20 protein-coding genes and 1 riboswitch are annotated in these 20695 nt (G+C 63.2%); of the genes, 10 read left to right on the forward strand and 10 right to left on the reverse strand.

Annotated elements, in window-relative coordinates; translation table 11 throughout:
* Positions 1-11: 11 nt before the first annotated feature.
* Positions 12-217: riboswitch (cobalamin riboswitch) on the forward strand.
* A gap of 22 nt (positions 218-239) precedes the next feature.
* From ACVILI_RS16090 to ACVILI_RS16105, 4 genes are read left to right on the forward strand one after another with little or no spacing between them, the layout of a single operon-like run.
* A complete protein-coding gene (locus ACVILI_RS16090; protein WP_457102540.1) occupies positions 240-707 on the forward strand; it encodes a DUF1636 family protein in 468 nt (155 codons plus the stop codon).
* Entirely contained in the window at positions 704-1492 is a 789-nt protein-coding gene (locus ACVILI_RS16095) for an ABC transporter ATP-binding protein (RefSeq protein WP_038646062.1), read from the forward strand. The genes ACVILI_RS16090 and ACVILI_RS16095 overlap by 4 nt, the downstream gene beginning before the upstream one ends.
* A 47-nt stretch (positions 1493-1539) precedes the next feature.
* On the forward strand, positions 1540-2487 hold the full coding sequence (locus tag ACVILI_RS16100; RefSeq protein ID WP_038646066.1) for an ABC transporter substrate-binding protein: 948 nt from the start codon (positions 1540-1542) through the stop codon (positions 2485-2487).
* Positions 2487-3536, forward strand: coding sequence for a FecCD family ABC transporter permease (locus ACVILI_RS16105; protein ID WP_038646069.1), 1050 nt, complete (start codon positions 2487-2489; stop codon positions 3534-3536). The genes ACVILI_RS16100 and ACVILI_RS16105 overlap by 1 nt, the downstream gene beginning before the upstream one ends.
* Positions 3537-3555: 19 nt before the next feature.
* On the opposite strand, the gene ACVILI_RS16110 is transcribed toward ACVILI_RS16105, so the two are convergent.
* Genes ACVILI_RS16110 through ACVILI_RS16135 form a run of 6 tightly spaced genes read right to left on the reverse strand, consistent with a single transcriptional unit; the run spans position 3556 to position 9372 of the window.
* On the reverse strand, positions 3556-4491 hold the full coding sequence (locus tag ACVILI_RS16110; RefSeq protein ID WP_019857453.1) for a phosphatidate cytidylyltransferase: 936 nt from the start codon (positions 4489-4491) through the stop codon (positions 3556-3558).
* The gene (locus ACVILI_RS16115; RefSeq protein ID WP_019857454.1) at positions 4491-5153 is read right to left on the reverse strand and encodes a lysophospholipid acyltransferase family protein; all 663 of its coding nucleotides are present in this window, start codon (positions 5151-5153) and stop codon (positions 4491-4493) included. The genes ACVILI_RS16110 and ACVILI_RS16115 overlap by 1 nt, the downstream gene beginning before the upstream one ends.
* Entirely contained in the window at positions 5150-5593 is a 444-nt protein-coding gene (locus ACVILI_RS16120) for a hypothetical protein (RefSeq protein WP_038646073.1), read from the reverse strand. The genes ACVILI_RS16115 and ACVILI_RS16120 overlap by 4 nt, the downstream gene beginning before the upstream one ends.
* Positions 5590-6930 (reverse strand): phosphatase PAP2/dual specificity phosphatase family protein, encoded by a 1341-nt coding sequence (locus ACVILI_RS16125; RefSeq protein WP_084791487.1) that lies wholly within the window; start codon positions 6928-6930, stop codon positions 5590-5592. The genes ACVILI_RS16120 and ACVILI_RS16125 overlap by 4 nt, the downstream gene beginning before the upstream one ends.
* Before the next feature lie 13 nt (positions 6931-6943).
* Positions 6944-8728, reverse strand: coding sequence for a bifunctional alpha/beta hydrolase/class I SAM-dependent methyltransferase (locus ACVILI_RS16130; protein WP_038646087.1), 1785 nt, complete (start codon positions 8726-8728; stop codon positions 6944-6946).
* Between the two features lie 35 nt (positions 8729-8763).
* The gene (locus ACVILI_RS16135) at positions 8764-9372 is read right to left on the reverse strand and encodes a CDP-alcohol phosphatidyltransferase family protein (protein WP_027046707.1); all 609 of its coding nucleotides are present in this window, start codon (positions 9370-9372) and stop codon (positions 8764-8766) included.
* A 218-nt stretch (positions 9373-9590) separates the two neighbouring features.
* Here ACVILI_RS16135 and ACVILI_RS16140 point away from each other — a divergent pair, with 218 nt between their 5' ends.
* The 3 genes from ACVILI_RS16140 (at position 9591) to ACVILI_RS16150 (ending at position 13085) form a co-directional block, all read left to right on the forward strand.
* Positions 9591-10064 carry a MarR family winged helix-turn-helix transcriptional regulator gene (locus ACVILI_RS16140; protein WP_457102541.1) on the forward strand — a complete coding sequence of 158 codons (474 nt, stop codon included), beginning with the start codon at positions 9591-9593 and terminating at the stop codon, positions 10062-10064.
* Positions 10061-11239, forward strand: a complete 1179-nt coding sequence (locus ACVILI_RS16145; RefSeq protein ID WP_240564729.1) for an HlyD family secretion protein — start codon at positions 10061-10063, stop codon at positions 11237-11239. Before ACVILI_RS16140 ends, ACVILI_RS16145 begins: the two co-directional genes overlap by 4 nt.
* 310 nt (positions 11240-11549) lie before the next feature.
* On the forward strand, positions 11550-13085 hold the full coding sequence (locus ACVILI_RS16150) for a DHA2 family efflux MFS transporter permease subunit (protein ID WP_038646099.1): 1536 nt from the start codon (positions 11550-11552) through the stop codon (positions 13083-13085).
* A gap of 93 nt (positions 13086-13178) precedes the next feature.
* On the opposite strand, the gene ACVILI_RS16155 is transcribed toward ACVILI_RS16150, so the two are convergent.
* Positions 13179-13694, reverse strand: a complete 516-nt coding sequence (locus ACVILI_RS16155) for a CAP domain-containing protein (RefSeq protein WP_038646101.1) — start codon at positions 13692-13694, stop codon at positions 13179-13181.
* Between the two features lie 78 nt (positions 13695-13772).
* Complete coding sequence (locus tag ACVILI_RS16160) at positions 13773-14996, reverse strand: TadE/TadG family type IV pilus assembly protein (RefSeq protein WP_457102542.1); 1224 nt, start codon at positions 14994-14996, stop codon at positions 13773-13775.
* Positions 14997-15305: 309 nt separating this feature from the next.
* Between ACVILI_RS16160 and ACVILI_RS16165 the strand changes: the two genes are divergently transcribed.
* Positions 15306-15506 (forward strand): hypothetical protein, encoded by a 201-nt coding sequence (locus tag ACVILI_RS16165; protein WP_019857465.1) that lies wholly within the window; start codon positions 15306-15308, stop codon positions 15504-15506.
* 410 nt (positions 15507-15916) lie between these two features.
* A complete protein-coding gene (locus ACVILI_RS16170) occupies positions 15917-16741 on the forward strand; it encodes a DUF2189 domain-containing protein (RefSeq protein WP_027046709.1) in 825 nt (274 codons plus the stop codon).
* Between the two features lie 68 nt (positions 16742-16809).
* Here the strand turns inward: ACVILI_RS16170 and ACVILI_RS16175 are convergent, their stop codons facing one another.
* Together ACVILI_RS16175 and ACVILI_RS16180 are read right to left on the reverse strand one after the other, a co-directional pair.
* The gene (locus tag ACVILI_RS16175; RefSeq protein ID WP_032929773.1) at positions 16810-17442 is read right to left on the reverse strand and encodes a LysE family translocator; all 633 of its coding nucleotides are present in this window, start codon (positions 17440-17442) and stop codon (positions 16810-16812) included.
* 200 nt (positions 17443-17642) lie between these two features.
* Complete coding sequence (locus ACVILI_RS16180; protein ID WP_240564728.1) at positions 17643-19628, reverse strand: TadE/TadG family type IV pilus assembly protein; 1986 nt, start codon at positions 19626-19628, stop codon at positions 17643-17645.
* A 228-nt stretch (positions 19629-19856) separates the two neighbouring features.
* On the opposite strand from ACVILI_RS16180, the gene ACVILI_RS16185 reads away from it, so the two are divergent.
* A complete protein-coding gene (locus ACVILI_RS16185) occupies positions 19857-20690 on the forward strand; it encodes an IS5 family transposase (RefSeq protein WP_457102429.1) in 834 nt (277 codons plus the stop codon).
* The last annotated feature ends 5 nt before the right edge of the window (positions 20691-20695 follow it).

Raw genomic sequence — 20695 nt, forward strand, 5'->3', positions numbered from 1 at the left:
TCGATGGAAATCTACGGTGGGTGCGTGATGGTCCCCGCGCCGAAAGGCAAGGGGTGAAAAGGGAACACGGTGAGACCCGCAGAGGTCGAGACCGTGGCTGCCCCCGCAACTGTAAGCGGTGAGCAAGATCCGACGTGCCACTGGCCGGCAAGGCTGGGAAGGCAGGATTGCGCTGAGACCCGCGAGCCAGGAGACCTGCCATCACCGAGTTGACCGGACGGGGTGTGCCGGGAGGAGACGTGGACGTCGGTCTTGTCGTCCGGCTCGCCAGCATCCTTCCGTCGCTAGTTTTGGAAAGTGACGGAAAGTTGGACGGCGCCATCGATCATCGCATCATCGTGTGCACGCTTTGCCGTGACATCCCGACCGGCATCAGGTCGGGCGAAAGCCTGTGTGCCGATCTGCGCTCCCGGCTCGCGGCCTGCCAGGAACCCACTGTGGCGCATGGCTTCACGATCGAAGGCGTCGAATGCATGGCGGGCTGTGCGCGGCCGCTGACCGTGGCCTTCCAGGCGCCAGGCAAGGCTTCCTATCTCTTCGGCTCCATCGACGCCGAGGCCGACGCCGGCGATCTCGTGCGATTTGCCAGGCTTTACGCCTCGCTCGCCGACGGCTGGTGCAATTCCGGACAGCGTCCGCCGCGGCTGGCGGGCAAGACGCTGGCTCGTATTCCCGGACCGGCCAAGTTTGAGGGCAACAGCCGATGACAACGCCGCTTCTCGAAGCCCGCGAACTCTGCGCGACGGCGAATGGCCGCGACCTGGTCCACGCCGTCAGCCTGTCGGTGGCCACAGGCGATCGCCTTGCCATCATCGGCCCCAATGGCGCCGGCAAGACCACGCTGCTGCGCATGCTGTCGGGCATGCTCAGGCCAAGTTCCGGCGAGGTGAAGTTTGGCGGGCGCCGTCTGGACCGTATCTCGACCGCCGAGCGGGCTCTGCATATCGCCGTCGTTGGCCAGACCGACCAGCCGGACCCGCGGCTGGCGGTGATCGACTATGTCGAGCTCGGCCGCGTCCCGCATGCCGGCCTGAGACGCAGGAGCGAGGAGCGCGACATCGTCGTCGACGCGTTGCGCCGGACCGGCCTGTTGCCGCTGCTTGGCCGCAGCATCGGCTCGCTGTCGGGCGGCGAACGCCAGCGCGCCCAGCTGGCGCGCGCCATCGCGCAGCAACCGAAGGTGCTGTTCCTCGACGAGCCGACCAACCATCTCGATCCGCGCGCCCGTGGCGAATTGCTCGAACTCGTTGCTGGCTTCGGCATGACAGTGATCGCGGTGCTGCACGATCTGACTTTGGTGGCGCCCTTCGCCACCAGGGTCGCGGTGATGAACGAAGCGCGGCTGCATGCGCTGGCCGCGCCGCGCGAGGCGCTGACCCAAAAGCTGATCCGCGAGATTTTCGGCGTCGACGTGTTTCGCCTGCGCCATCCGACCGAAGACCGCGAACTGACGGTCTTCGATGTTCCAAACCGCGCCGCGCCGCCATCCTGATCGAACCCATCCCTCATCCGACATTGTTCAACCAAGGAGCAAAATCCGTGAAACGTCTCATGCTGTCGCTCGTCTTCTCGCTGCTGGCTTCGTCAGCCTTCGCCTTCCCGGTCACCGTCGACAGCTGCGGCAAGCCGCTGACCTTCGACGCGCCGCCCAAACGCGCCGTCATCCATGATCTCAACATGGCCGAGATGGCCTTCGCGCTGAAGCTGCAGCCGTCGATCGTCGGCCTGACCGGCATCACCGGATGGTACAAGGTCGGCCCCGAATTCAAGGCCGAGCAGGGTTCTATTCCCGAACTGGCGCCCAAATACCCGACGCTGGAAAACCTTGTCGCCGTCGAGCCCGATTTCTTCTTCGCCGGCTGGTACTATGGCATGAAGCCGGGCGGCGACGTGACGCCAGACACGCTCGCCCCGCACGGCATCAAGACGCTGGTGCTGACCGAAAGCTGCGTCCATCTCGACAAGAACCGTCCGGCTGCCTCGATGGATCTGCTCTATGGCGATGTCGAAAAGCTGGGCAAGATCTTCGGCAAGGAGACCGAAGCCAAAAAACTTGTTGCCGGCTGGAAGGCGCAGCTCGCTGATATCACTGCCAAGGTCGGCGGCGCAAAGGGGACGCGGGTGTTCCTTTATGATTCAGGTGAGGACAAGCCGTTCACCGCCGGAAAATTCGCCATTCCGAGCGCCATGATCACGGCGGCGGGCGGCGACAACATCATGGCCGACATGGACACCAGCTGGGGCAACACGGATTGGGAAACCGTGGCGTCGCGCAATCCGCAATTCCTCATCCTGCTCGATTACCAGGATGGCGGCGGCTACAAGAAACTGCTCGACTTCCTCAAGGCGCACCCGGCGATGAAGGAGACGGACGCGGTCAAGAACGAGCGCTTCGTGGCGCTCCGCTATGCCGAACTGACGCCCGGCCCGGCAAACATCGAGGCGATCGGCAAGATCGCCAAGGCGATGCATCCGGAAGCGTTCTGATGCTTCTTGCCCCTGGGCATAAATCCGGTGCGCTTTCAGGGCACAAGGCGTTCGCGCTGGCGACAGTGGCGGGCACGGTAGCGGTCGTCGCCCTCGTGCTGCTGTCGATCGCCTATGGTTCGACACTGATCCCGCTGACCGACGTCATCGCCTCGCTTGGCCATGCCGTCGGATTGAACGAGCACCAGGTGTCGGGCCCGGTCGGCAAGATCGTCTTCGATCTCAGGCTGCCGCGCACGATCCTGGCGGTCTGTGTCGGCGGCGGCCTCGGCATAACAGGCGCCTTGCTGCAGACGGTGACCCGCAACGATCTTGCAGATCCCTTCCTGTTCGGCCTGTCGTCGGGGGCGGCGGCCGGTGCTGTTTCCGTCATCACCGTCTTTGGTGACAGTTTTGGCATCTGGACCTTGCCGGTCGCGGCCTTCACCGGCGGCATACTGGCCGCCTGCATCGTCCTGCTGCTGGTCGCGCGGGTGCGGGGGCAGGGGCCGGAACGGCTGATCCTCGCCGGCCTTGCCGTCTCCTTCCTGTTCACCGCCTTGACCAACTATCTGGTCTTTGCCGGCGACCAGCGCGCCGCCCATTCGGTGCTGTTCTGGACGATGGGTGGGCTCGGGCTGGCGCGCTGGGACAATGTCTGGCTGGGCGCATTGGGCGCCGGCACGATCGCGGCCTACGGGCTCTGGAACCATCGCAGGCTGGACGCCTTCCTGGCGGGTGAAAGTGCCGCCGAAAGCCTTGGCGTGCCGGTGGCGCGGATGCGCAGGACGACGTTTCTCGTCGCCGCCTTTTCGACGGCAATTCTTGTCTCGGTCGCCGGCGTCATCGGCTTTGTCGGGCTTATGATCCCGCATTTGTCGCGGCCGCTGGCCGGTCCCTTGCATCTGCGGCTGATCGCCAGCTGTGCGCTGTTCGGGGCGGTGCTGTTGCTGGCAAGCGATCTTCTGGCGCGAACCCTGCTGCCGCCGCAGGAACTGCCGATCGGCATCATCACCAGTTCGCTCGGCGCCTTCTTCGTCGTCACGCTGGTCGTGCGAAACCGGCTCTGACGGCTCAGAGCTTGCCGTCTCAGACTGTCCAGAAGTAGCGCACGATGTGAAAGAAGATCGGGGCAGCGAAGACCAGGCTGTCGGTACGGTCCATCATGCCGCCATGGCCTTCGATGAGATGGCCCCAATCCTTGACACCCTGGTCGCGCTTGATGGCCGAGGCGACCAGCCCACCCAGAAACCCCATCGAACAGACGACGAAGGCGACACACGCCGCCTGCAGGGGCGTGAATGGCGTCACGAACGACAGCAGAGCGCCGAGCAGGCTCGCCGATACCACTCCGCCGATCAGGCCCTCCCAGGTTTTCGACGGCGATACGGTCGGCGAAAACCGGTGTTTTCCGAACAGCTTGCCGAAGATGTATTGCAGCACGTCGCTGCCTTGCACGACTATGATCAGGAAGGCGATCAGCAGCAAATTGCGGCCTTCGAAGCCCGGCACGTCGAGCGTCAGCAGTGCTGGAACATGGCTGACGCAATAGACGGAGATCATCACCGCCCATTGCTGCGCGGCGATCCGCTCGAGAAAGCGTTCGGTGTCTCCATGCAACGCGGTGATGGCTGGCATCAGCAGGAAGCAGTAGACCGGAATGAAGATGACGAACAGCCCGTACCAGGCGGTCCAGACCAGCCAGTACTGAAACGGGATGATGATGCCGAACATGCCGAGCAGCACCCAATGGTCGCTCCGGCTCGTGTGCGTCAGCGTCACGAATTCGCGCAGCGAGGCGAAGGAAATCAGCGCGAACAGGATGGTCAGGCCGTACCGGCCGAAGAAGAAGGCGACCGTCATCAGCGCGACCATCACCCACCAGGCATTGATGCGTTGGGTGAGATTGACCAGAGTCGAACTGAGTGGTTTCGGCGCCCGTGCCGAAAGTATAGCGGCCACGATGCTGGCGGTCGTCAGCACCGCCAGCAGGCCGATGATCAGGATCGAGATGTCGTGGCGCATCAATCGTCTCGTTCGGGACGCGGGTTGAGCGCCAGAAGCGTGGCGTGGGCTCGGTCGAGAAAGGCGCGCCGCTCTTCGCCGGGGGCCACCGCCACCGGCGCGCCGAAGACGACGCGGCACAAAAGCGGGACCGGCAGGAACTGGCCCTTGGGCAATACGCGCGACATGTTCTCGATCCAGCACGGGATCAGCTCGACCTGAGGCCGTGCCATCGACAAATTGTAGAGCCCGGAGCGGAAAGGCAGCAGCGGCTCATCCGTCATGTTGCGGGTGCCTTCGGGAAACAGGATCAGCGAGTGTCCCTGGTCGAGAACCGACAGCATGATCTCGATCGGGTTTTCTTCGGGCTTCGTCCATTGCCGGTTGATGAGCACGGATGACAGCATGTCTTCTGCGATGAAGCGGCGCAGCCGCGATTTTCCCCAATATTCGCCGGCAGCCACGGCATGGGTGATCGCGCGCTCCTTTTCGTTGAGGCACGCCGACAAAAGGATGAAGTCGCCATGGCTCGTGTGATTGGCGAAATAGATGCGCTGCTTGTCCGACGGCAGACTGCCATTCCAGATCGGACGCACGCCGGTTACCGCCCAGGCCAGCGCCGAGAGGCCGACGGAGGTCACAGTCTGCAGCAGGGTGAAGGTCGTGAGCGAGAGCTTGTTCATCGCGGCGCCCAAAATCCGGCCGCCAGAAGCATCGCGACGAACAGGCCAAGGGCTATGCGTTGGCTGGTCAGCAGCCGGCGCGTGCCGGCCATGCGTTCGTCGAGCGAACGTGGGGAAGGTGGCAGCAGCTTCAGGCGCGTGCGCGCCAGCAAGTCGTCCACCGCGGCGCCGGCGGAAGACATGTCGTCATGGCTGGCCATCAGCCGAAACAGCAGCGCGTCGAATGCCAGCAGCGCCGACAGCGCCAGCACGGCAACCGCGCTGACGGCAGCGAGCGACAGCGCCACGGCGGCGGGCAAGGTCTCGAAGGCGCCGCGCGCCCGGGCGGCCAAGGGCGCCAGCATGTTTGCGGCCAGAACGATTGCGGCCGGCCACGCGGCCTGCCGCATCAGCATGCCGGCGAAGCGATCGGTGCTTTGCTGATAGGCATTGCCGGTCATGATGCCGCCCGCTCCGTTGCCTCGACAAGATGAACAGGCCGGCCGGCGGCGCTCAGCATCTCGCGAGCCCGGGCCGGCGTCCTGGCTCTGCCGGTCACCACCAGCCATTCGGCGACGACGCCGGCGCTGCGCTGGAAACCGAGCGCGCAGCAGACAAGCACCGTGCCGTCGCGGCGCGCTTTCTCCAGCGCGCCGGCTGCCTGTTGCTGCACCATCAACGGCGGCGGCAACAGGTCGACCATCGGAAAGGCGATCCAGCGGCAAGTCGCTCCCGCCGGCCTTTCAAGTTCGGCGGCGAGGTCGATGACCGTGCCGAAGCCGTTGGCCTCGCTTGCGGTGGGAAAACGCCCGAGAAAGACGCTGTCGGCAACCGCCACCTGCGGAGCAAGATTTCGCGTCCAGGCCCATATGTTTGTCCTGGCGCCAAGACGGTACGGCAGGAGCAGGAGGCGGCATGCAAGCGTGATGCTGCCATCCGCGGATTTCTGGAACACTTTCGAACCGGCCCCGGCATAGGCAAGCGCGACGATGGCCAGCGCCAAGGCTGGCCAAAGCAAGAAGAGCGCGACGCCTGAAAAGAACGCGCCGAACGCGGCGGCGGCCAGCGCAAGGACGGCGCCCAGTGCATAGAACAGTGCCAGCCGGCGGGCTTTCGCATCGCTGGTCGGCAGGGCACCTGAAAACGGCAATTCGCCGTTGCGCGGAAACAGCCAGAGCGCGAAAAAACCGAGCAGCGCGCCGGTCGGGATGTCGATGAAATGATGCTGCCAGGTCGTCAGCACCGAGGCGCCGATCAGGAAGCACCAGCCGTGCCAGAGCGGCAGGAGAAGGCGACCGATTCGGTGGCGCCAATGGTCCCAGATGATCACCAGCAGGGCGATGTGCAGCGAGGGCGCCTGGTTGAACGGTTTGTCGAAGCCGCCAAGCACGGCAAACATGAAGCCCGGCAGGCCGGTCGTTTCCGGCCGCACGAACGTCGCGGTCAGCGGGAACAGGATGAAGCAGGTGACGGCGACGAGTTGCGCTGTGAGATAGCGGCCGGCCAGGCGGTCGACCCCTTGCCGGTTGTCGTTAAGCAGCAGCGACAGGCCGTAGAACAGGTTGATCGACCAGTAGGGCACGATGGTCCAGGCGACGAACGGGATGCTGTGTTCCCAGGAGAACACGATGCTGCCGACGTCGTCGCGCCGCGACGCCAGCCAGTTGGCCAAGCCATAGGTCAGGTAGAAGAACGGCGCCAGGAACGCCAGCCACAATGCAGCCCTGACGATCACACGGCCATAGGGTTCGGCGGCGACGATGGCTGCGGATTGCGAAGCTTCAGGGTCAGTCGGCATGCCTCGGCGGGTCCTACAGGCGCCGTGCGACCGAGACGGTGAAGATGCCCCATTGGTCGATGCGTTGATCGAGCTTCTCGAAACCGGCGGCTTCGACGAGCTGGTCCATCTCACCTTGCGTGCGCCGGCGCATGACCCATGCCTGGCCGCCGCGATGGGACGTCAGGCTGCGCGCGATCATCTCGAGCTGCGGATGCCAGGGCTGATTGGTGTAGATGAGCAGACTGCCCGGCTGCATGGCGCGGGCCAGTCCGCCAAGCGAGCGGGCGATCATCGCATTGTCCGAGAACAGTTCGTAGAGGCCGGAAACGATGGCGAGGTCCGGCGCCGGATCGATAGCGGCGAGCATGTCGGCATCGAAAGCGTCGGCGCGCCGGAACGAGACGCTGGCCGGCAATTGCCGCTCGGCGATCAGCTTGCGGCCAAGCCCGACATTGAGGTCGGAATAATCCTGCAGGCGCACGCTTGCCGGCTGATCGGGGCTCTTGACGATCGCATCGAGAACATAGCGGCCGTGGCCGGCGGCGATGTCGAGAATGTGGGCGGCGCGGCCGGCGGCCTTGAGTGTCGATAGCGCGGTGCCGATCAGTTCTTCCAGATGCAGCTTGCGCTGGCGGATGCCGCGCCAGCCTATGGCCTCCAGGAAGATGCGGTCCACGAAGCGGCCAAGCGGCGTCAGCCCTCGTGCCTCGTTTTCATAGACATAGTCCAGCGTCGAGCCGGAATCGAAGCCGGTGGTGACACCGGCCTTCATGCCCGACGAAACCCAGGCGCCCATGCGGATGGAGGCGCGGCTGAATGCCCAGTAAAGGCCCCTGGGCGACAACAGATCCAGTGGCGAGGCAAGCCGGTCGGCCTCGTCGCGCGTGTATCCGGCAATATCCGCCTGCTTGAGGTCAACGGGCGCGTCCGGCGTCGTGAACTGCCTGGTCAGGAACGGCCGGATCAGGTCGAGGGCCTGTGCCCGGTCGCGCTCGCCCAGCGTGTCGTGGAAGAAGCCCGGCAACACGTGGCGTTCCTTGGTCCGGCTGCCGAGATTGACGAAGAATTCGTGCTGCGGGGCGTGGCGCACCACCCAGTCGCTTCCCGAAAGCAGAAGTTGCGTCGGCACGGTCATGGCGCGGGCGTCCGAAACGATGCGAGCGGCGTGCTGGTAGAGTTCGACCAGGATGTTGGAGGCGATCGGCCGCGTGATCAGCGGGTCGCTCTCGAAAGTGGCGATGCGCACGGGATCGTGGGTCAGGAATTTCGCCTTGACGTAGGAGTTGACGAAAAAACGGCCCTTGAGCTTCTGCCAGAGCGCGATGCCCTCCTTGGCGAAGGGCACGTAGAGCTTGACCGAAAAGGCCGGCGAGGCCAGCACCATGGCGCGCAGTTTCGGCGCATAGTCGTGCACCCAGGCGGCGGCAAGCACGGCGCCGAAGGACTGCGCGATCAGCGCGATGTCCTGCGTTGCGAAGCCGTCCCTGGCGGCCATCTCGCGCATGAAGCAGTCGATGTCGCGCACCAGCGCCGAGAAGGACGGAGCATAGCCGCGTTCACCGGACGAACGGCCATTGCCGCGGGCATCCCAGGCATAGAAGGCATGATCCGGCATCTGCAGTTCGTCGACGAGATGGGCCATGCGGCCGCCATGCTCATGGCCGCGATGGAAGAGCACCACAGCGCCCTTGGCATCGGCGGAGGCCGCCGGCCAGAACCGGTAAAAGATTTCCGTTCCGTCATGGCTGTGGAAGACACGCTCTTGTGCCTGCCGCGCAGGGCTTTCCGCAACCGCTGCAATTGGTCCGTGCATCATCGTCTTCCCCTCTGGCGGCATCGCGAGCCCGGTGCTCAGCTGGCGCTGCCAATAAGACCGGCGCGTATCCGGTTTATGGCGGTCAGCAGCGAAAGCGTTGCCATGGCCGGAAACACAAAAGGCGCGATGGATACCGGCCACAGCCCGGCAGCGCACAGGACCGCCACCACGCTCAGTGCCAGCGCCCTGTCGCTCTTGCCGAACGGACCGGCATAGTTGCGCCCGATCCCGGCGGCGATGCCGAGCACGCCGGCGAACTCGGCCAGCACCGCGGCGATGGCGAAGGCGATGACGCCCCATGCGCTGAACAGCGGAAAGACCGCGAAAGGCAGGGTGAGTGCCAGGTCCGAAACGACATCGCAAATCTCGTTCAGATACATGCCGAGCGTCGAAGCCTGGCCATGTTCGCGTGCCAGCATGCCATCCACCGCATTGAGCGCCATGCGCACGAACAGCACCACGGGAATGAGTAGCAGCAGCCAGCGCCATTCGTGCAGGATCGCGATGGCCGCTCCAGCCACGATCGACATCAGGGCCGCCAGGATGGTGATGCTGTTTGCGGTGACGCCGTTCGCCGCCAGCTGGTTGACCAGCGGCCGCAGTCTTCCTTGGAAAGCCGGCTTGAGCGCGTAAAGCGTCGGCATGGCGTCGATCCCCCGATCCTGACCTGCGCTGTACATGAATATGTCATACGCGACCAGCGGCTGCAGCGCCCAAAACGGCGACTCTCACTGCCCGGCTGCCGCGCATCGGTTGCTGAGGCGTCGACCAATCGTCGACGGTCGGGGTGGGCATGCACATTTGCCGGCTTCTGAACGACACGGTGCTTGAATAGTAAGCACGCTTATTATATATATCGCTCATGGTTTCTGATGGCATCGACAGATTGGGATTTTTGATCCACGACGTGCAGCGCCTGATGCGCAAGCGTTTCGAGACGCGCGCCAGCGGGCTCGGCCTGTCGTCGGCGCAATGGCGCCTGATGGTGCGTGTCGCAAAGGAGGAGGGCGTCACCCAGGCCCGGCTCGCGGAATTGCTCGAAATCGAGCCGATCAGTGTCTCGCGCCTCGTCGACCGGATGGAGGAGGGCGGCTGGATCGAGCGCCGCGCCGACGCTGCCGACCGCCGCGTGCGCATGATCTTCACGACGGCCAAGGCGAGCGCCGCCTATGCGGAGGTCAAGAGCCTGGCCGGCGAAGTCTATGAGGAATCGCTCGTCGGCGTTTTGCCGGAGGACCGTCGCGTGCTGATCAGGGCGCTCGATGCGATGGCGCAGAATCTCGCCGACGGCGATACCTCGGAAAAAGTCGAGCCTACGAAAGGCGCAGCAGCATGAACGCGGTAGCCAAAGTCGAGGAAAACGCCGCCAAGGTGGAGATGGAAGCGCCGGCCCAGCCGGCTGCCGCTCCTGTCGCGGTCGCTCCTCCCGTGCAGCCGGTCCCGGCGCCGAAGAAGAAGCGCCGCATGGGCCGCTTCTTCCTGATGCTTGTCTTGCCGGCGGCGCTGGTTATCGGTGGCGGCTATGTCTGGGTGACCGGCGGCCGCTATCAGGAGACGGAGAACGCCAATCTGCAGCAGGCCAAGGTGTCGATCGCCTCCGACACGGCCGGCCGCATCGTCCAGGTTGCCATAACAGACCATCAGATGGTCAAGCAGGGCGACCTTCTGTTCACCATCGATCCCGAGCCTTACCGGATCGCGCTTGCCCAGGCCGACGCCGCGGTTGCCGCCGCACGCCTCAATGTCGAGCAGCTGCGCGCCGCCTACAGCCAGTCGATGGCGCAGGAGAAGTCCGCCAGCAGCGAGGTCGACTATGCCCAGTCGCAGTACGACCGCGCCGCCGATCTCGCGCAGAAGGGCATCAACGCCAAATCGTCTCTGGACGAGGCCCGCAACGATCTCGACAAGGCAAAGCAGCAGGTCGCCGTCGCCCAGCAGGGCATCATCAGCGCCAAGGCTGCGCTCGGCGGCAATCCCGATATCGAAACCGACAAGCATCCGACCGTGATGGCCGCGCTCGCCGCGCGCGACAAGGCCGCCTACGACCTGGCGCGGACCACGGTGAAGGCGCCCGCCGATGGCGTCATCTCCCAGGCCTCGTCCTTCAAGGTCGGCCAGTTCGTCGGCTCCGGCACGCCGCTGTTTTCGCTGGTCGAGACCGACGACACCTGGATCGATGCCAATTTCAAGGAAACCCAGCTCACCAACATGAAGCCGGGCCAGAAGGCTGAGATCGTCGTCGATACCTATCCGGGCAAGACCTTCGACGCGACGGTCAAGGCGATCGGTGCGGGAACGGGCGCAGAATTCTCGCTGCTGCCCGCCCAGAACGCCACCGGCAACTGGGTCAAGGTCACGCAACGCATCCCGGTGCGACTGGAACTGACCGATCCCGACGCCAAGATGGCGCTGCGGACCGGCATGAGCGCCTCGGTCACCGTCGATACCGGCGTTGCCCGCGGCTTTCCCGCCATATTCGGCCACGCCACGGCTGGCGAGGTCGTGCAGTAAGTCGGCGGAAGTCCGCGGCGCCTGGCAGGTGGCAGCGGACAGCCAAGGATTGGTCTGAGGGGAGGAGTGAGAAGGATCAGCGTTTGGTTCAAGCCGCGTCGCGGCCTGGCTGAAATCTGAAATCTTCGACACGGACCCTTCGGTCCTCATGTTTCCGGGCGGCAGGCATCCGCTCATCAGAGACTTTCGGTCGATGTAACCCCCACATCGATAACCGCGTCCCACCGCGATGAAGGTCTCTCAACGGAAGGCTTTGCCGCCCGGAAACCCCTGTGTACACGTTTTTGTTACCGGCTGGAAGTTCCGCATCATGAGCACGCCAGAACCATTTCGAGAAGTGCCGCATCGCGGCCTGATCACGGTTGCGCTCATGCTGGCGACGATCATGCAGGCGCTCGACACCACCATCGCCAATGTCGCCCTGCCGACCATGACGGGCGACCTCGGCGCTTCCCCGGACAACATCAACTGGGTGCTGACCTCCTATATCGTCGCCGCCGCCATCATGACGCCGGTCACCGGCTGGCTCGCCGACCGCTTCGGCCGCAAGGAATTGTTCCTGACGGCGGTGGTCGGCTTCACCATCTTCTCCATGCTGTGCGGCCTGGCATGGAGCCTTGAAACCATTGTGCTGTTCCGGCTGCTGCAAGGCGTGTTCGGCGCCGCCATCGTGCCGCTGTCGCAGACATTCCTGCTCGACATCAATCCCAAGGAGCGCCACGGCCAGGCCATGGCCATCTGGGGCGCCGGCATCATGCTGGGACCGATCCTGGGGCCGACGCTGGGCGGCTGGCTGACCGAGAATTTCAACTGGCGCTGGGTGTTCTTCATAAATCTGCCGGTCGGCATCGTCGCCTTCCTCGGCATGGCGGCCTATCTGCCGGCCGTTGCCCGGCGGGTGCGCAGCTTCGACTTCTTCGGCTTTGCCATGATATCGCTCGGCGTCGGCGCGCTGCAGCTGATGCTGGATCGCGGCGGCGAAGTCGACTGGTTTTCCTCGGTCGAGATATGGATCGAACTCGGCTTGGCCATCACCGGCTTCTGGGTGTTCATCATTCACACGATGAGCGCGGAGCATCCTTTCATCGATCCGAAGATTTTTCTCGACCAGAATTTCGTGACCGGGCTGGCGTTCATCTTCGTCATGGGTGTGCTCATCCTGGCCTCGATGTCGCTGCTGCCACCGATGCTGTCGACCATCTTCGGCTATCCGACCATCACCATCGGCATCGTCATCGGTCCGCGTGGTATCGGCACGATGATCTCGATGCTCGTCGTCGGGCGGATCATGGGAAAGATCGACGCCAGGATTCTCGTCGTCATCGGTTTTCTGCTGACCGCGCAGTCGCTCTACACCATGGCGAGCTTCACCCCGCAGATGGATAACTGGCTGATCATCAGCTCCGGCGTGATCCAGGGCCTGGGCATGGGAATGGTGTTCGTGCCGCTGTCGACGGTCGCCTTCGCCACGCTTGACGCACGCTACCGCACCGACGCAACCGCGCTCTTCAGCCTGGTGCGCAATCTCGGCTCATCGATAGGCGTCTCGGTCGTGACGGTGCTCTTGGTGCGCAACACACAAATCAATCACGCCGAGCTTTCGGCCTTCATCAACCCGTTCAATCCCAATCTCTGGGCCGTCTCGCCGGCGGCCGCGGGCGGCGATCCGATGGCGCTGTCGGAGGTCGATCGCATGGTCAATCTCCAGGCGATGATGATCTCCTACGTCAACGACTTCAAAATACTGATGGTGATGACGCTGGCCGCCATTCCGTTCGTCTTCCTGCTGCGCAAGCCAAAGGCTGGTCCGGCCGGCGGCGGCGCACCTGCGGCGCATATGGACTGAGCCGGCGGCGGGCGGTCCGCCTGCCGTCAATATGGATTGGGATTGGCGTGCCGGTTGGTGCTGGCGAATAGCCGAAACGGCCTTAGCAAGACGCTACCTGCCGAGTACCAGCGACCAATAGCGCAGGTTGGGATCACGCCCGTCGCGGACATAGGCGAGGCCGAAGCGGCTGAAATCCTGATCGAGTATGTTGCGCCGGTGGCCCTGCGAATGCATCCAGATGTCGAACAGTTTTTGCTGGTCGAAGCGGCCTTCGGCGATGTTCTCGGCCGCGGCGCCCCGCACGCCATTGTCCTTCATGCGCGATGCGAAATCCTTGCCCCAGCCCGTGGTGTGGCTCATGCGCTCGCGCGCTGCCATATAGCCGGCCTGTTGCAGCGCCGCCTGTTCGAGCTGGGCGTCCGGCGCCAGCGGGCCGAGCCCGGCTGAGGCGCGCAAGCGCGACAGAGTAGCCGTGGCGGAGGAAGAGACGCCTGCGCCTTCGCCCGTCGGTACAGAGACGGTGCTGCAGGCGGAAAGCGCGGCAATGGCTGCAAGGCCGGCGACCTTGAGCAACGTGCGCCTGTTCGGAGGCGGGATTGGCGAGTTTGCAGTTTTCGCGATTGTCATGCCCAACTGACATAGTGGCGATCATGGCTTTTGCCGGGCAGGGCGGTAAGATCTGAGATGGAAATGCGGGTTAGCCGCTCATTTCACAAGCGTGATGAGGCGGCTGGCATACATCTCGCGATTTCCAAACACGGCCGTGCAGTCGGTTTTGATGGATGAGTTTCCGGTCATCTGCACGGTCGAGCCAACAAGTCTCAGGCAGTCGCCCTGACCGCTCATATCTGAGTTGCCGGCAAAGGATATCGCCGCGTCCGGCGCATAGACGAACCCGCTGATCGCGGAATTTGCACCGCCATTCAGCGTCAGGGCCGAGGTGTTGCCGCGGTTCTCGAAAATGGTGATGCCGGCGTAGGGACCGCTGGTGGGTGGTGATAGATTCACCTGTTCATTGGCATTTATAGTGATCTGTGAGCCCTCCACGAGGAATAAGGTCACGCCCTGACCGGTCAGGCTGCCGTTGCCGCCGGGTTTTAGGGTGACGCCACGGAAGATGTAGACGCCCGGATTGAGCGTGATGTTTCCCGACAACGTCTTGTCGCAATAGGTTCCAGGCGACAGCGTATAGGTTCTGCCGTTCGGGATCGGCAGGCACAATGTGTAAGGGGGAGGAACGACGTCCCCCAGAGGATCGAAAGATGCATATTGATGTTCGAGTGGGGCTCCGCAGGTGAGATTGGCGCTGGGCGGCGAAAGCCCGTAAGTGCCGCCGACAGTTGAGACGCAGCCCGCCGAAATCTGCGCGGAACCGCCCCTGCTGACAGCATCGGACGCATCCGAGTTTGCCGCGATGACGCAACTGCTCATGGAGACATCGGTCGAGCCCTGCAGGCTTATTGCGGCCGACGCATGTGGATCGAGCGCCAGAACGCAGGCCTGCGCACCGGGATTCATCTTGACCGTGGCCGAGCGGTGAGCTGGCCATGGGGCCGCGCCATTGATGAAGCTCGGACGGTTGATGCTGGACGAAAGCGAGATGTAATAGGCGCTCGGGTCGCCGCTAGCGGTTGCCGAAAAAGCCGAGACGCTGGCGGCATATTCCTGCTGGTCGGCGAGGCTCAAATTGGCAGAAAAGAATGTCAACCCAAGTGCCTCTACATCACTCGCGGCCATGCTGGGCAGGCACTTCGTGCCGACGGCAAGTCCAGCCGCGTCCAGCGAGTTCTGCAATTGCGCGGCGTCGTCACTCGTGCCCGTCAGATCGATCGCGCCGGCCACCACAACCATTATCGGCAGCATCGCTATGGCGGTCGCCATGGCAAAGTTGCCGCGCTTCGAAGACCAGAAGCCTCTCAATGTGAACATCGTCCGCCGCCAAGGTTTGCAATGCCCAGGTGATACGCCCGGGACATCTAAGAGAAATGTAAGCAATCGCTAAAATGCATAGGTTCTAAAAATGAGGCGAGGCGGCTCGTGATAGTGACGCCCCGGGCCTGGGGCCCGACTACAGCCGCCCTCACCCACGGGAACGCCGTGACCCGCAGACACGCCAAAGCATGGCTGACAATATGGCCGACAGAACAACGGCCGCGGAATGGACGAATGGCCAAATGTGATTTTGCGGACAGGGCCAAGCGGGTTACGCTGCGTCAGCAATGAAAGAGGAGAAAGACGATGAAAACGTTCCTCGCTATCGCTGCCGCACTGGGCCTCTCCGTGTCCGCCGCTTCGGCGGACTGCGCCTATCATCACTCGAAGGTATCGGCGTCAGTCGACACACAGACGACGACAGCGAGCGTCGAGAAGGCTGACATGTCCAAGGCTACGGACGCTCAGACGGTCGTGAAAAAGGAAGTACCGCCGAAGACCGAATAGACTTCAGCGGATCCCGCGCGAACGCTGGGCTGCGTCGGCTGCCGCCGTTGCGTTCGGCGCCTGACAGTGAGGCTGATGTCGTCTTGTACGCTGGCTATCCGCAGATACTAACTTCGTAGAGGTCAATGTCTTCAGGGTGCGCAGCGGCAATTGATCGCCATAGGTCCAAATTATTATGCCCCCTTCGTCGTCGATCCGGACGGCCCATATCGAGGCGGTCTTCAACGCGCGGCAGTAGATTCCGCGCGGCCGGCTTATGCCGGCAGGCGATGACAATCCCGTGAGGACCTGACCAAGGCCATCGATTCGGCGACAACCCCTGGCAAATCGGCTATGCTGCCACATCTACTAGTGGCAGCTGCGGGCGGCCATCACGGCGGTGACCGCCCCCGACACACGGGAGGATGGTTATGGCCGGCTTTCATGTCATGGCGGACGCCTACGGGATGCATGTGCAGCCCGCGGTGCGCCGCATCACCACGGCGGATCTCTGGGATGCGCTCAGGCTCGGCGCCGAGGATTTCTGGGCAAAACCGTCCCACTACGTGTTCCTGTGTTTGATCTACCCGATCGTCGGTCTGATCCTTACCCAGTGGAGCTCGGGTTCCAACGCCATTCAGCTCGTCTATCCCTTGATGTCGGGCTTTGCCCTGGTCGGGCCTTTTGCCGCGATCGGGCTCTACGAAATCAGCCGCCGGCGCGAGCTCGGCATGAACACGAATTGGCGCCATGCACTGGACGTGCGCCGTTCCCCGGCATTGCCGTCGATCGCGGTCATCGGCATAATGCTGTTTGCACTGTTCCTGTTGTGGCTGTTCACCGCGCAATCGATCTACACCAGCCTGTTCGGAGACCAGCCGCCGGCCTCGATCGGCGCCTTTGTCCGCGACGTGCTGACGACGGGCAAGGGCTGGACCCTGATCCTGCTTGGTAACGCGGCCGGTTTTGTCTTTGCCGTGGTGGTGCTGGCCACAACGGTGATCGCCTTTCCGTTGCTGCTCGACCGTGATGTCGGTGCCGTCTCGGCAATCGAAACCTCGGCCCGGGCGGTGATGGCAAACCCGTTGCAGATGGCGCTGTGGGGCCTGCTGGTTGCCGTGCTTCTGGTGATCGGCTCGATCCCGCTGTTTGCCGGGCTGGCCGTGGTCATGCCGATCCTGGGCCATGCCACCTGGCACCTCTACCGCAAGGTGATCGAGCCGGCACAGATCCGGCCGATCCGCCGGCCGATGTAGCTAGACTAGAGCATGATCTCCAAAAGTCGGAACCGGTTTTGGGAAAGATCATGCCCGGCTGGAGGGACTCAGCGCTGCGCGTCGGTCGCCATCTTCAGCGCCAGCGCCGTCAGCACGCCCCCCATCATCCAGCGCTGGATAACCAGCCACAATGGCCGTCCGGCAAGGAAGGTGGCGATCGAACCGGCCGTCACCGCGATGATGGCATTGACGGTCAGGCTGATCGAGATCTGCGTCGCACCCAGAACCAACAGCTGCGACAGGACATGGCCTTTGCCGATGCTGATGAATTGCGGCAGCAGCGACAGATAGAGAACGGCCACCTTGGGGTTGAGCAGATTGGTCATCAGCCCCATGGCGAACAGCTTGCGCGGCCTGTCCTTCGGCAGGTCTCGCACCTGGAACGGCGAACGTCCGCCCGGCTTCACCGCTTGCCAGGCAAGCCACAGCAGATAGAGCACGCCGGCAAAGCGCAGCGCGTCGTAGGCATAGGGCACGGCGAGCAGCAGCGCCGTGATGCCGAACGCCGCCGACAGCACATAGAACAGGAAGCCGACCGCGACCCCACCAAGCGAGATCAGTCCCGCCTTCGGCCCTTGCGACAGCGAGCGCGAGATCAGGTAGATCATGTTCGGGCCTGGCGTCAGCACCATGCCGAGGCAGACCAGCGCGAAGGCGATATGGTTGGCGGTATCGGGCATTGTTCGTCCCCAAGCACGCCCGCGATGCGATCCCGCGAGCCGCCAATATCTGCCTGTCACGGCAGGCGCCCGCAAGGGCTTCCCGGCACCAGGCGTTGCGCCAGAGGAGCGGTTACGGCATGTCGCTCCAAAGCGCCTCCGGTTTCGGGACAACGACATGCATAAGGAGGACCCAAAGCGCCGTTTCGACGCGGCGTGCCTTAGCCGACCACCCGCAGGTTCGACAGTTCGTTGCCGATTTCCTTGAAGTCGTTCGACAGGCTGGCGCCGGTCGCATTCCAGAACAGCTTCGCCGGTTTGCTCGGATCCGTCGGGTCCTTGCGGAAGCGCGAGTCCGATGAGCAGGATTTCAGCGCATTGATCGCCAGCTTGTCGCTGGCCTGGCTTGTCGATAGGTCGAGCGCCACCGTCATCACCATGATGTTGGCCGCCTTGGCGTTGTTGCAAAGCGTTGCCATCTGTTCGTTGAGCGCATTGGTGTAGTTGCCGTTCGAATAGTCGAACTGACCGATGGCGCCCGATGTGCCCATGAACATGCGGCCGATCGAGGTGCCGTTGTAGCCGGGGTTGAGATAGCCGTAGGACGCGTAAGTCGATTTCGAGTTGGCGGGGTCCGAATAGCCAAGCGAGGACGGCGTGTAGTAGGTGTTGGCGCCGTCGGTCAGCACGATCACCACCTTGTCATTGCCTTTTTCCGTTTCCCGGCGCCCTTGCGTGAACGGTTCGCCGCTTGAGACCACCCGCCAGCCCCACGCCATGCCCTCGGGAACATTGGTGCCGCCATTCGGCTGCATCAGGTCGATCGCCGCCTTGATCGCGGTGGCCCCATCGGCGACGCTCACATCGGTCAGTGGTGTGATCGGATTGGTGGTGCAACTGTAGTTCGGGCCGTTGCCGGCGGGCAGCGCCGGCGCATCGATCGGCCGCGGCTGGAAATATTTGGCCATGTTTCGCAGCCGCGCTTGACCGGTGCTGCTCGTAGGATCGTCATTCCACCAGCTGTTAACCGCGCCGTAGGTCACCGGGGCGGCCTCGTCGGGATCCTGCGTGAGCTTCCAGTGATTGCCGGGTTCGTCCGGAGCGAACATCGGCACGAACATCGTTGCCGGATCGCCGATGCCTATGCCTGTGTTGGCCGAGCCGCCGGACGGCGAAGCGTCGTTGACATTGTAGGGATAGGGCCGGGCCTCCACGCAGCCTTGCCAACTGGCGAACGGGCCGTAGGAATCGATGTAGTCATATTCGTCGTGGCTGCGTTTGCAGGTGTTGTTCGAATTGTATTCGTCGCAAACCACCCGCTTGCTGTTGACGACACGCTCGTGGTTGGTGACGACCTTCATGTCCCGGTAGAGTGAAAATCGGGTCAGCATCTGCCCTTCCTCGCTGCCCCAGCCAGTGCCGCGTTTGTACCAGATGCCGTTGGTCTGCTGGGCGTATTTGTTGGCCGCGTTCAGTGTCGACCAGTCGAAATTCTCGTTCGACACCGGCGACAGGCCCTCCGTGTCCATCCACGAAGCGTTGCCATTGGCGGGGCCGACATTGACCGAAGCGGCAAAGGGCACGAGGCCAAACTGCACCGGCTTGTCGACCTGCTTGATCATGACCGCCTGCTGGGCCAGCGTGTCGACCAGCTGCTTGGACGCGGTCTTGAGAAGATCGATGCGCTTCTGGCCTGAGCCCGTGCCGAGCGTGGTCATCGATCCGGAATTGTCGAGCACCAGAGCAACTTCCAGCGTGTTCTTCAGCCGCACCTGGGAAGTGACGTTGAAGTTGATCCTTTGATTCGCATCGGTTGCCGATTTGCCGACGAGCTGGGCGAAGGCAGGATAGAAATAAGGCTTGTAGGCAAGCTGCGCCGTCATCGTGAGCAGGCCGCCGCCGCTGGTGTTGCTGGGCAAGGTGACGTTGAGCGTCGCGCTGGCCGGATCGACATCGTTCAGGTTGGCGTTGAAGAAGTCGAGCGCATAGGCTTTCAACTGGTCGTCGGTCGCGCCTTCCGTCAGCCGGCGCGCCGTGGCGAAGTTGGCGGCGTCGAGCGCATTCGTCACCATCTGCTTTTCGCGGTTCATTTCCGTGAAGTCGACCGCGATCGCCAGGCCGCCCATCAGCGGTACCATCGCCACGACAGTCATAAGAGCATAGTTGCCGCGCCGGTCGCGGCCGAACTGACGCCAAAGTTCATGCATGACTTGCAGCGGCCCCCGCCGGCGGATTCTCGATTGACGCCAGCCTTCCACAAAACGCTGAAGGCCGGGTTTGGGAAACCGCTCTATTGCTTGGTCGACGCTTCACCAACCGCTAACCAATGCAAGCCTGCGGCCCCGATCCGGTCTAAGAGACTGCCTCAAAAAGAAGTGGGTGATTTCAATAGGTTGTGATTCCGTCGGATTTGCAAAGATTCGATGGAGCTCACGATGGCCTGGACTGAAATCACCCGTCGGCACTATGCCCGGCGCGCGACCCGTTATGCAAGCGATCTGACGGATCGTGAATGGAGCCTGGTGCAGCCCTTTCTGCCAGCGGCGCGACGTGTCGGGCGTCCCCGCACCACAGATTTGCGAGAGGTGTTGAACGCGCTGCTCTACATCGCCTCGACGGGTTGCCAGTGGCGTATGCTGCCGAAGGATTTCCCGCCCTGTTCAACCGTTCAGCGTTATTTCTACGAATGGAGAGCAACGGGTCTGTGGAGCCGGATCAACCATCATCTCGTGATGGAAGCACGCGAGTTGGAAGGCAAAGAGGCCAGCCCGACGGCAGGCGTCATAGACAGCCAGAGCGTGAAAACCACCGAAAGCGGCGGCATTCGGGGTTATGATGCCGGAAAAAAGATCAAGGGACGCAAACGTCACATCCTTGTCGACACGCTCGGCCTGATGGTCGGTCTCATGGTCCATACCGCTGACATTCAGGACAGGGACGGTGCTCCGGACCTCTTGAAATCCATCCGCCAAAGATGGCCTTGGCTGCTGCATGTCTTTGCCGATGGCGGCTACGCGGGTGACAAGCTGAAAAGGCGACTGCGGAAAATCGGGCACTGGACACTGGAAATCATCAAGCGATCCGACAAGGCAAAGGGCTTCGAGGTTCTACCGCGCAGATGGGTCGTTGAACGGACCTTCGCATGGCTCGGCAGATGCAGAAGGCTGGCGAAGGACTTCGAGAAATCCGTCGCTTCCGCCGAGGCGTGGATCATGATCGCCCACATACGCCTCATCACGCGCCGTCTCTCAAGATATTGCTATCATTGACCTCT

Source organism: Mesorhizobium sp. USDA 4775 (assembly GCF_054062655.1).